Below are 10,595 nucleotides of genomic sequence, written 5' to 3'. Positions count from 1 at the left end.
ATTGGATTTCGCGGAAAGTTTCAATAACGCCCGCAAATGATTTTCATCGGCAAAAAGCCAGCGAAAGAATGCATCGTGACTGCGACGAGAATTTTTATTCGTCATTTTGTTCTCCATTGGGAACGCCCCCAAAAAAGCGGATACGGACAATTTTCCCTATCTAAGAGTATAGACGCTTTAATCAGTAAAAATGTGCAAAATTTCTCTAAAGTAAAGAAGATTTTACTTAAAATTGAAAAAAGTGGAATGCAAGATCTTAGAACTTAGAGTTTAGAGCTTAGAATTTCTAAGTTCAAAGTTCTCAGCTCTAAGTTCTCAAAATGGCGCTCCGCGCGAGGCGACAAAGTTGCGTTTAGAAAAAACATTAAAATGAGAATGAAAATTTCTCCGGATTGAAAAATCCTATTGATTTTATATTATTTTGAAAGTATGGCAAGGATTCTCGAATGATTGACAAGGTAAATTTCAAAACCGTTTTGCAAGCTCTATCCGAGAATTACATCTCGGTGCATGTCTATGATATTAAAAATAATTTGATGGAAAGCATCAAAACCAATAGTTTTATTGAAAAGTGGTCCGAGGGATTGGATACGCTTCAGGCCAAACTTTTGAACATTATGGATCACGTCACCGCCGAAGAGTCGGTGGAACTCATTCGCAATTTTGTGAATTTTGAAACTTTATCGCAGCGCTTAAAGGGCAAAAAAAGAATCGGGCGACGAATTGATAGTCGGAGCTGCCGACTGTATGTGTAACGTCTTGCGTCCCTATGGAAAACTTTTCCGCATCGGTGGCGATGAATTTGTGGCGTTACTTCATGTGGTTCCTTCTGAACGCAAAAATTTGTGCAATCGTTTAAGAGCAGAAGTCACAAGTTGGCGCGGTAAATTTATTAAGTCGCTTTCGCTATCTTACGGCTACGTTATCGCCGACGAAAACGCTAACTACACCTTCGACGAAATGGTCCGCGAAGCCGACCGCCGCATGTATGAAAATAAATCGGAATACTACAAAAACTCAGGGCTCGATCGTCGCAGACGATAAAATGCAAAAAAATTTCAAAATCTAATTGTCAGCGATGTATTCGATGTGATTTTCTTTTAAGAATTTATCAAAATCGCTTTGATAAATTTTGTCTTGCACAACGCGGAATTTTTCGAATTCGGTTAAGGCGTGGAGCTTGGCAATTTCCGCAGAAATTTTTCCATTGTCTTTTAAAACGTCTCTGTCCCACAAAGTTAAAAATCCGTTTAATCGAGTTTCCCAATCTTGCATCGTCATCGGAATATGGCGCTCGGCTTGCATTTCTGCCATATCTAAATAAGCCGAAACAATTCTTTCAAGTTGTTTTAATTCTTCGTCTGTCAAATAATTTTTCGCCACGACAACATCGTATTTGTGAATTTTACCCTGTGGAGCGCCTTCCCAATTGGTGAGCCCCATATTTTCTTTTTGTGCATCGGCACGATTGTAAATGACTTCAGCGGCAGTTTGGCCATGAACGCTGTAATGCAATTTGTTTTGCACTGCTTGGAAAAATCTTTTTGTCGCTTTTGCGCTCGGGTCGTAGTCTAAAGCGGTCGCATAAATGTCTGTAATTTTCTGATAGAATTTGCGCTCGGAAATTCGAATCTCGCGAATTTTTTCAAGCTGCTGTTCGAAATATTTTTTTGTTAAAACAGAACCGTCATTTTTCAATCGGTCGTCATCCATCACCCAGCCTTTAATTGTAAAATCCTTGACGATGGAATTAGCCCATTTCCGAAATTGCACCGCGCGTTCATTGTTGACTTTAAAACCTACGGCAATAATCATTTGCAAATTGTAATGATTGACGATTCTTGAAACTTGTCTTGCGCCTTCGCTTTGAACTATTCGGAAATTCCGAATAGTTGCACTTTCTGTTAATTCTTTGTCTGCGTAGATTTTTTTTACATGCTCGTTTATTGTCGGCAAACCAACATCATAAAGTGCTGCCATCATTTTTTGGGTAAGCCAAATATTTTCGTCTTCGTAGCGCATTTCAATGCTTTCGTGGCTATCGCCAGTGGAGGCAATAAATGTCAAATATTCCGCCGCTGATGAACGCACCAAACTCACTTCTTGTTTCTTTTTTGCCATGAAGACTCCTTACCGCAAATGACTTTGATAATTTATAAAAGTTTCAAAAACGAGTTCACTTAAAATTTTTACACCGCTTTTAAAGCCGTAATCGGCACAACAAAAACTCCATCGGGGCGCCTGTAAGCAGCGTTACTCAAACCGCAGATTACACATAAATTAGCAGGAGGTTTGCCACCGGGTTCTTTTTCAATTGAAGCTTTTATTTTAAGCAAATTTTCGGCAGCATCATCAATTTGATTTGCGCCAAGTTTAATTTCAAAAGCGTTCCACGAGCCATCTGGCATTTCGATCACGGAATCAATTTCGTTATTGCCGTAATCCTGATAATGAAATAATTTAGCGCCAAAGGAATTGGCATAAATATCCAAATCCCTTTCACATAAAGCTTCGAATAAAAAGCCCAATGTATTTAAATCGTTTAACAATTTATCGGGCGTTGCTCCGAGTAATGCAGCTGCTAAAGACGGGTCTGCCAAATGGCGCTTTTCGGCTTGCTTGATTCTTTGGCTGGAACGAATTTTAGAATTGAACGGAGACTGATTTTCAATTAGGAAAAGCCTTTTAAAAACATCCAAGTAATTGGCAATCGTGTCTGTGTCAATATCATCATCATCAACGGCCTTGATGTCGTTTTTTAAAATTTTATTCGTCGCTGTAGTGGATTCATTTCGAGCAAGCGATTTTAGCAAAAGCATCATTTTACTCTTGTTTCTTTTAACATCATCTATTCTTTCAATGTCATCATCAATGATTGCTTTGATGTATGCTTTGGGAATTTCCATCGCATTTTCAATAGGTAAATTTAAACTTCCTGGCCATCCACCCTTTAAAATCAACTCAATAATCGTTTTAAGCTTTACATCTCCCGTCATTTTTGCGTTGGTGTTTCCGTTGCAAATATCCAACAGAGAAACATCTCCGCTAGAATTCCCGGATTCATATAAACTCATCGGCCGCATGCGGATTTTTGTAATGCGTCCAGCCCCACTATGCAAGACACCCTTTCTCGAGGGCGTTGACGAACCAGTCAGAATAAACTGCCCTTTTTTCGCACGTTTATCGACCTCGTAGCGCACGGCATCCCAAATAGGCGGAACTTCTTGCCATTCATCAATTAATCTTGGAGACTCCCCTTCTAAAATAAGTTGCGGGTCCATTTGCGCAAGTTGTCGATTTTGAAAATTTCCTTTCGGGTCACCCAATTCAATTTTACTTTGGGAATGAAAATCAGATGTCCATGTTTTGCCGCACCATTTTGGACCTTCGACGCAGACGGCTCCAAAAGTTTCAAGAGCTGCCTGAATCTGCTTATCAACAATTCTTTTCAAATAATTTGACTTATCCATAGCCAAAATTTACAAAATCGGTCTAATTTAGTCAATCTATTCGGTTGAATTTCACTTTTTTATTCGGTCTAATTTGGAATTTCTAATCGGTATGATTTTCTCATATCATCCTGAGTGGAGTGCGGAGCACGGAACGAATGCAGTGTCATCCTGAACGGAGAACCGTAGGTTCGTAGTGAAGGATCTAGCATTCTCCTCAAATTTTTCCACCAGAATTTTCAAAAAAATCGTAAAACGACATAAAAATCAACATTTTTAACGAAAATAATAAAAACTATTGACGAATGTTATTTTTTTTTTACATATTGCTTAAAATTTTCAAAAAGGAGTATCCTATGAATTGCCCTAAACGTAAGTTGCACGAAGTTCATTCTTATCAAGAAACATTTAAGCCTGGCGAATATACGAATGCTCGTCCGAAAGTAATGAGAGAAATTTTTCAAAAGGTTAAAGAAGGGGATTCTGCCTGTGCTTGGGATGCTAATATTTTCAATGAATTTTGGGGAAATGGGAAGGTAGTTGCATCGCTCGGAAATGGAATGATTTCTAATGAAGATAAAGAAGAAGTTCAAAAACATTGGGATGATTCTGGGCTTAAAGATGCTTTGCACCTTTTGACATTAGAGCCTGAAAAGCTTCAATGGGATGTTTATGAGAAAATAGATGAAATTTTACAGAAATTAACAACAAAACACTACATTTTGGCGACCGTTCGGTTAATCGCTACTTTGCAGCCGCGATTATTTTCCATGACAGTGAATCCCAAATCACTCGACGACATTGTTGCAAACTTCAAGCAAGATGGAATTGATTTTGATTACGAAGGGTATGAACGAGTTTCTTCAAAAGATGAAGTGCTGGAAACTTTGCGTCGAAGCCATCTTATCCAAACTTTTTTAATCCAAGAGTATCAAGATGATTTCATCTATGATTTAGGTGATGTTACGGGTGCTTTGGCAAATTTAAATAAAAATTAACAGAAGGGATAAACTATGAAAACTTTTAACTTACTCTATACGTTTTGTGCTGCAGCAGCGCTCTCTTTTACCGCTTGCGATGATTCGAGCGAATATGGCTCATGCAGCGTAAAAGGGGAGGACGAAATTTATTTAGGCCAATCTGGCATTTCATGGGTTGCTGAGTGGACTGGCCCTTATGAGTTGAATCCTAAAGTAAGCTTGACTTGGTATATCAATGGTGAAGAATACGACAATAATCGTTTAAAAATTAAAATTTACCCTAAAGAATCAGGAACATATAAAGCAAAATTAAAAATTGGGGGTGATATAACAATTAAGTGTGAAGATAAAATTAAAGTAAAAGAACCTCCTAAATTAAAGATTGAAACAGAAAAGAAGGCTGTTGATTTAGGGCTCCCCAGTGGCACCAAATGGGCTAATATGAATGTTGGCGCAAAAGATAATTCTGCTTTTGGAGATCACTTTGCATGGGGCTCAGTCAAACCAGAAAATGGACCTGGAAAAATTAATATGGATATTTCGGGTAATGTAGAATATGACGCAGCCATGGCAAATTGGGGTGACAAATGGAAAATGCCGACGGAAAATCAGCTTAAAGAGTTAGGTTCAAATTGTACCTGGATTCGGAAAACATTCAATGATATTGATGGCTATCAGGTTATTGGGCCAAACGGTAAATCAATATTTCTTCCAGCTGCTGGCAGTGGTAAAGATGGTTGTGGAGAAAACTTCTGTGGATTATTGATTGGATATTATTGGAGCTCCACTCCTGCGAGGTATGTTGGTAACAATGCCCTTAAAGTGTATGTTAACTCGGATAAACCCAATGCGAAATACGACAGCGAACGGGCTAGCTATCTATGGTTGGGGACTACCGAAGGATTCCCAAACGCTTTTGGTGCAGACTATCACAAATATCAAAAATCTGTGCGCCCAGTTTTAGCGGAATAGAGATGCTTATTTAAAACTAAGGAATTTAAAAAATGAAAAATATTAGAATGACGTTTTTGACTTTTGTTCTCATGGCGATGAGTATGCTGACTGCTTGTAATAATGGTCTTGAAGCGGTTGATTTAGGACTGCCTAGTGGTACCAAGTGGGCAAGTGTGAATGTAGGGGCAAAATCGCCCGCTGATTATGGGGATTATTTTGCTTGGGGTGAGACGACGCCTAAACGCGAATACTACCAAGAGAATAGTTCAACCTATGGTAAGCAGGAACTAAATTCCAGCGTGTCCGGAAATCCAAAATATGATGCTGCCACTGCCAATTGGGGCAATCAGTGGAAACTGCCAACGGAAAAGCAGATGGTGGAACTGATGAAAAAATGTAAATGGAAACGGACTACACAAAAAAATAGCGAAGGCAAAATGGTAAAAGGCTATAAAGTAACAGGGCGAAATGGCAATAGTATTTTTCTTCCTGCGGCAGGGTACTATGACGGATCTGATCTGCTCGGCAATGGCAGTAAAGGATATTATTGGAGTTCTACTCCTGTTGAAGGTTTCAGCACTGGTGCCTACTTTCTTGATTTTGATTCAGAGGAACGAAATGTGACTGGCATTGATCGTCTCCATAGCCGTCCTAGAGGTCAGTCTATCCGCCCTGTCTTAGCTGAATAGCGATGTGCATTTGGAAAAACTATGGAATTAAATTGCGTTAGCAAATTGAATTCACGTTTAAAAGGAGATATTTTATGAATTTATCAAAAATAAAATCTTTGGTCTTTGCCACATTGATGGTGGCGTTTATGTTTTCTGTGTGTGGTTGTGCGCTATTATTTGGCAGCACGAAACCTCCTGAAAATTTGGAAGCTGTCGATTTAGGTCTCCCTAGTGGCACCAAGTGGTCAAATGTTAATTTTGGGACTGACGGGCCTTTTGGTGCTGGTTTTTATTACCAACCCTATCAGCGTAGTGCAGAGGAATTTTCGGGAAATGAAAAATTTGACATTGTCGCAAGGGAATGGGGCAATGGTTGGCGGATACCCACTGCGGAGCAAGTGCGAGAGCTGATTGATAATTGCCAATGGGAATGGTCGAGAAATAGGGTAACAGGAAAAGGGTATTATACGGTAACTGGTAAAAACGGGAATTCTATTATTTTACCTGGGACGGGCAATAGCTACCATGGTCGTGTAATTAACACAGATGAGAAAGGTTTCTTTATAGAGGACGGGCATTACTGGACTGCAACCCCCTATAATGACACTGCTATTGTCAATTTACACATTGACTCAAGAGGTTATAGCTTGGTCTATTCCGATGACCGAGAAGTCGGTTTTCCGATACGTCCGGTTTATGTTCCAAATGTTCAAAATTTTAATAAAGATGATAATGAAAATGAAATTGGTAGTCGCAATAAATAGTCAATGTGGAGAAACGCTTTGTAGAAAAAGCCCTCTTCTTTAATCGCATCTTTGTTTGTTGTTTAATGTTCATTCCTTTTATTTGTCGCGGGCTTAAAGGCCCGCGACTTTTTACTTGAAAAGCTAGATCCGTTCGCTACGCCTACGGCTTCGCTCAGGATGACACATAAACAATGCCCGAGAAATCGTTAGTTTTATCAAACCTCTTCAAGCGATTTTTCGTTGAGCAAAAAATCAAAGACATTCAACTTTTTATAGCCGTTTTCTAATTGAGTAAAGGGGTCGTTATCCATAGTGATAACGATTTTTTTGTAGCCGTCATTCAAGTTTTTAAACGAAGATAATTCTTGTTCCATTTTTCCTTCGCCCATAAGCGTGTATGCGACTTGAATGTACATTAAATTGCCGCCGGATTCATTTACGATAAAGTCAATTTCTTTTTCGTTATTTTTCCCAATATCAACAGAATAGCCTCGCTTGATAAGTTCTAGATAAACTAGATTTTCTAAAGAATGCGTAAGCTCAATTTGTCTGAAATTGAGTCGTTCGTTTCGAAGTCCCAAGTCTGAAATGTAATACTTGTTAAGCGTCTTTAAAAACGCTTTCCCTTTGACATCGTAGCGGTTGACCTTGTAAAATAAAAATGAATCACAAAGGTGGTTTAAGTAATTGCCAATAGCCTCAACCGATGCCGTTTTAAAACCATTTGATTTTAAAGTGTCTGAAATTTTTTTTGCACTTACATACGAACCGATGTTTGAACATAAAAATTCAATGACCGACGAAAATAAATGCTCATTTCGAATTTCGTATCGTTCGATCAAATCGCGAAATAAAACGGTCGTGTTGATGGAATTTAAATAATTGATTCTGGTTTTTGAATCTTCTAATTGGCAAACATACGGAAGTCCTCCATACAACATAAATTGCTTTAAGGCTTCGGATTTGTCAACTGCGTTTTCAGTTTTTTCTAAATAAGAAATATATTCGCTAAAGCAAAGCGGGTATACCCGAATTTCTTCGCTTCGACCGCGAAAGCGCGTGTTGATGTCTTTGGATAAAAGTTTTGCATTTGAACCAGTCAAATAAACATCGCAGTGGTCGTCAATCATTAAACCCATAGCGACATCTTCAAACTCATCGACAAGCTGAATTTCATCGAGTAAAACATAGTAGCGTTTGTCATCGACGATTTTTGCAGTAATGAACTCGTATAATTTTTGGGAATCGCGCAGTGGCTTATTCTTTTGCGTTTCTAAATCAACGCAAATAATATGGTCTTTAGAAATTCCACTTTTTAGCAAATGCTGATAAAACAACTTAAAAACAAGCATTGATTTTCCGGAACGGCGAATTCCGGTAATGACTTTGACTACCGGATGATTCATCGCAGAAATCAGCTTTTCTAAATAAAAATTGCGCTCGATTAAGAATTTATTCATGTAACAAAATTTAACCGAAAAAGTCTGAAAAATCAATAGTTTTTTAGTTAGGTTTTTAAAATTCCTTAAAAATTGGCGTTTTTAGCGAAATTTAGTCATATTTCATAACCGAAAAAGTCCAAAAAATCGAAAGTTTTTCGGTTAGAAATTTCGCTGTGATTTTTATTCTATCATCGACTTTACCGCATACAAAGGCCTGTTTGTTAAAAATTCTTGTTCCCTGTATTTGGAAAGCGAAATTCTTATGCCGTGAAGTTTAGGGTATTTTTGAACAAAGGCTTTCAAACTTTTGGCTTGTAAATTTTCTGCAGACCAATAAAAAATATCTAAATCAGGAATCATTCTCAATTGTTGAAAGACGTATTGCTCCGTCAAGGCGCCTTTGAACTGCGAAAATAATTCGTTGTCGTTTAACAAAACGTTCGATGAAATTTTGCACATGGCGCACAAAAGTCCAATATCGTTTACAAAAATTTTAAATGCGGACTTTTCTTATTATTTGCTCAAATTTTAAAAGTCGTCCTTAAAAATGTAAATGGTGTTGCTTCAAAAAAAAACATTTTACCAAAAACCTAGACAAAGCGTTTTTTTTCTTATATTCCTATGCAAAATAATAACGTCGGAGTGTAAGAATGATGAAAAGTGAGAAAAACATGAACAATGTGATGAGACGAATGTTGTTTCAGACTTTATTGATTTTCCTTTTGCTTGTTTCAAGTGCTTTTTGCAGTGAAAATGGAAATGATTCAACATCTGCAAAATCTTTGAACGAAGCAAAATATGATGGTGACGGTTTTACTTTGTATCCATCACAATTTGTAGTTCATACAAAAAAAGGCGATTTTTCTTTTTCTGTTCCCGTGAATGTTGATCAAGAAACTTTAAATCATTTAATTCAGGTTTTAAATCGCGCAGAAAAAACACAAACAACGGACTGGCCAACAATTCAACAAAAAATAATCCTTTGTAGAGAAGCTGCTTGCGATGATGCTTTGCTTCTTGATGTTAGAGAAAATGATTCACTTTTGGTGAATGCAAATATTGGTGGTGAAGTTTTTAACTTGGTCACCTATTTTCCAGAAGCTAGTTTAATGAGTATTCTTGCGTTGCTTCTTGTTTCCACTTCTTCGATATGGGTGGTTTTACTAGTCGGCATTATCGGTTTCTTTATCAGTTACAAGAAAAGAGCGAAGCGATTAAAAAAAGAAATTCCTGTTTATTCTGCTGCCAATGAAGAAGTAGAATCTCACGAAGAAAATGCGTGTGATATAACAGATGATTCGAAAAGAGAATCGTTTATGTGGTCGGCATTTTTTGGCGGTGCTCTTATCAGTTATTTCGTGCATCGTTCTGAAATAAGGCGCTCAGGAAAAAGCTTTTTTGGGGTTGTTTTCTGGAAATGTTTTATCCCCACTCTTATAGTTAGGGGGATAGATAATCGTATTGCGAATGCTATGGATAAACTTACTATGAATATGGCAGAAAATATCAGTACCCTTTGCTTTCTTTGTATTTTTGAAACCTTAATGTTTATTGCATATAGTTTGTTTATAGCTCATGTTGCGGCAAGTCGTTTTGAAGAAATTCGCCCGAATTATAATCTAGATGATTATAATCGAAATGAAATTAAAGGCGTGATTATTGGCGTAATTTATTCGCTTATTATCAGCGCAGTTTTCTTTATGTTTTAATTCGGGGCGTTGCGGGGTGTCCCCGCAGAGGGGGTAGCGGAATCACTAAAAATATTTGGCGAAGTTAATTTGTTTGAAATTTTTAGTGATGCAGCGAGGGGGAGGCTTCCCCCCTTTTTATGTAATGAAGGTTATTATTTGGGAGGTGGTTTGCTATTATTGAACACAATAGGTTATATTTTATATAAAAAGGAGTAATTTTATGAGTCAAGCAACATTTAGTATTCGGATGGATGAAAAATTAAAGCGTCAATTTGATAAGTTGTGTGAAAATTTTGGAATGAATGCGACGACGGCTTTTAATGTGTTTGCAAGAGCTGTTGTTCGTGAAAGAAAAATTCCATTTGAAATTCAAGCCGAAAGTTCGTATAACGTAAAAGCAAAAGGAAGTCGAGCTTTTATGGCTTTGAGAGAAGACGCTGAAGAATATGGTGTGCAAGATTTGAGTTTAAAAGAAATCAATCGAGAAATTAAAAATTCGCGGAAAGGAAAATGATTTGTGATTTATGCAGTGATAGACACAAATGTTTTGGTTTCTGCTCTTTTGACGGTTCTGTCAAATAAACTGTGTCATTTAGTTTTTGTTAGCTAAAAAAAGAGCTTTGAAATTTCAAAATTGAAGAAGCGAAAAGCAAAATCAAAGC

Annotated in this window: 11 protein-coding genes and 1 pseudogene; 8 read left to right on the top strand and 4 right to left on the bottom strand. The window is 37.6% G+C overall.

Features of this window, described 5'->3' with window-relative positions:
- Positions 1-446: 446 nt before the first annotated feature.
- Positions 447-755 carry a hypothetical protein gene (locus B0H50_RS12530; protein ID WP_106200225.1) on the top strand — a complete coding sequence of 103 codons (309 nt, stop codon included), beginning with the start codon at positions 447-449 and terminating at the stop codon, positions 753-755.
- Positions 748-1,044, top strand: a complete 297-nt coding sequence (locus tag B0H50_RS12525) for a diguanylate cyclase domain-containing protein (protein ID WP_106200223.1) — start codon at positions 748-750, stop codon at positions 1,042-1,044. Before B0H50_RS12530 ends, B0H50_RS12525 begins: the two co-directional genes overlap by 8 nt.
- Positions 1,045-1,065: 21 nt before the next feature.
- Here B0H50_RS12525 and B0H50_RS12520 read toward each other — a convergent pair whose 3' ends face one another.
- Together B0H50_RS12520 and B0H50_RS12515 are read right to left on the bottom strand one after the other, a co-directional pair.
- On the bottom strand, positions 1,066-2,121 hold the full coding sequence (locus B0H50_RS12520) for a virulence RhuM family protein (protein WP_106200221.1): 1,056 nt from the start codon (positions 2,119-2,121) through the stop codon (positions 1,066-1,068).
- A 68-nt stretch (positions 2,122-2,189) separates the two neighbouring features.
- Complete coding sequence (locus tag B0H50_RS12515) at positions 2,190-3,470, bottom strand: ATP-binding protein (RefSeq protein ID WP_106200219.1); 1,281 nt, start codon at positions 3,468-3,470, stop codon at positions 2,190-2,192.
- Positions 3,471-3,805: 335 nt separating this feature from the next.
- Here B0H50_RS12515 and B0H50_RS12510 point away from each other — a divergent pair, with 335 nt between their 5' ends.
- From B0H50_RS12510 to B0H50_RS12495, 4 genes are all read left to right on the top strand, one after another.
- Positions 3,806-4,447: a hypothetical protein gene (locus tag B0H50_RS12510; protein ID WP_106200217.1), complete on the top strand. Its 642-nt coding sequence runs from the start codon at positions 3,806-3,808 to the stop codon at positions 4,445-4,447.
- Between the two features lie 15 nt (positions 4,448-4,462).
- Positions 4,463-5,401, top strand: a complete 939-nt coding sequence (locus tag B0H50_RS12505; RefSeq protein WP_106200215.1) for a hypothetical protein — start codon at positions 4,463-4,465, stop codon at positions 5,399-5,401.
- A 32-nt stretch (positions 5,402-5,433) separates the two neighbouring features.
- Positions 5,434-6,072 carry a fibrobacter succinogenes major paralogous domain-containing protein gene (locus B0H50_RS12500; RefSeq protein ID WP_106200213.1) on the top strand — a complete coding sequence of 213 codons (639 nt, stop codon included), beginning with the start codon at positions 5,434-5,436 and terminating at the stop codon, positions 6,070-6,072.
- 74 nt (positions 6,073-6,146) lie between these two features.
- Complete coding sequence (locus B0H50_RS12495; protein WP_109587877.1) at positions 6,147-6,818, top strand: hypothetical protein; 672 nt, start codon at positions 6,147-6,149, stop codon at positions 6,816-6,818.
- Positions 6,819-7,015: 197 nt separating this feature from the next.
- On the opposite strand, the gene B0H50_RS12490 is transcribed toward B0H50_RS12495, so the two are convergent.
- Both B0H50_RS12490 and B0H50_RS12485 read right to left on the bottom strand, forming a co-directional pair.
- Positions 7,016-8,260 carry an ATP-binding protein gene (locus tag B0H50_RS12490; RefSeq protein ID WP_146129126.1) on the bottom strand — a complete coding sequence of 415 codons (1,245 nt, stop codon included), beginning with the start codon at positions 8,258-8,260 and terminating at the stop codon, positions 7,016-7,018.
- A 162-nt stretch (positions 8,261-8,422) separates the two neighbouring features.
- Positions 8,423-8,737, bottom strand: a pseudogene (locus B0H50_RS12485) (DUF4143 domain-containing protein); the annotation flags it as partial.
- Positions 8,738-8,892: 155 nt separating this feature from the next.
- On the opposite strand from B0H50_RS12485, the gene B0H50_RS12480 reads away from it, so the two are divergent.
- Both B0H50_RS12480 and B0H50_RS12475 read left to right on the top strand, forming a co-directional pair.
- Positions 8,893-9,951 (top strand): hypothetical protein, encoded by a 1,059-nt coding sequence (locus tag B0H50_RS12480; RefSeq protein ID WP_106197924.1) that lies wholly within the window; start codon positions 8,893-8,895, stop codon positions 9,949-9,951.
- Between the two features lie 202 nt (positions 9,952-10,153).
- The gene (locus tag B0H50_RS12475) at positions 10,154-10,447 is read left to right on the top strand and encodes a type II toxin-antitoxin system RelB/DinJ family antitoxin (RefSeq protein WP_106197922.1); all 294 of its coding nucleotides are present in this window, start codon (positions 10,154-10,156) and stop codon (positions 10,445-10,447) included.
- Positions 10,448-10,595 lie beyond the last annotated feature (148 nt).

Source organism: Hallerella porci, from assembly GCF_003148885.1.
Lineage (GTDB): Bacteria > Fibrobacterota > Fibrobacteria > Fibrobacterales > Fibrobacteraceae > Hallerella > Hallerella porci.
Note: the sequence above shows the minus strand (reverse complement) of the source record. Positions and strands in the feature narration are given on the sequence as shown.

Coding starts and splice junctions, on each gene's coding strand:
- B0H50_RS12530 (WP_106200225.1), top strand. CDS start 447: ATGATTGACAAGGTAAATTTCAAAACCGTTTTGCAAGCTCTATCCGAG.
- B0H50_RS12525 (WP_106200223.1), top strand. CDS start 748: ATGTGTAACGTCTTGCGTCCCTATGGAAAACTTTTCCGCATCGGTGGC.
- B0H50_RS12520 (WP_106200221.1), bottom strand. CDS start 2,121: ATGGCAAAAAAGAAACAAGAAGTGAGTTTGGTGCGTTCATCAGCGGCG.
- B0H50_RS12515 (WP_106200219.1), bottom strand. CDS start 3,470: ATGGATAAGTCAAATTATTTGAAAAGAATTGTTGATAAGCAGATTCAG.
- B0H50_RS12510 (WP_106200217.1), top strand. CDS start 3,806: ATGAATTGCCCTAAACGTAAGTTGCACGAAGTTCATTCTTATCAAGAA.
- B0H50_RS12505 (WP_106200215.1), top strand. CDS start 4,463: ATGAAAACTTTTAACTTACTCTATACGTTTTGTGCTGCAGCAGCGCTC.
- B0H50_RS12500 (WP_106200213.1), top strand. CDS start 5,434: ATGAAAAATATTAGAATGACGTTTTTGACTTTTGTTCTCATGGCGATG.
- B0H50_RS12495 (WP_109587877.1), top strand. CDS start 6,147: ATGAATTTATCAAAAATAAAATCTTTGGTCTTTGCCACATTGATGGTG.
- B0H50_RS12490 (WP_146129126.1), bottom strand. CDS start 8,260: ATGAATAAATTCTTAATCGAGCGCAATTTTTATTTAGAAAAGCTGATT.
- B0H50_RS12480 (WP_106197924.1), top strand. CDS start 8,893: ATGATGAAAAGTGAGAAAAACATGAACAATGTGATGAGACGAATGTTG.
- B0H50_RS12475 (WP_106197922.1), top strand. CDS start 10,154: ATGAGTCAAGCAACATTTAGTATTCGGATGGATGAAAAATTAAAGCGT.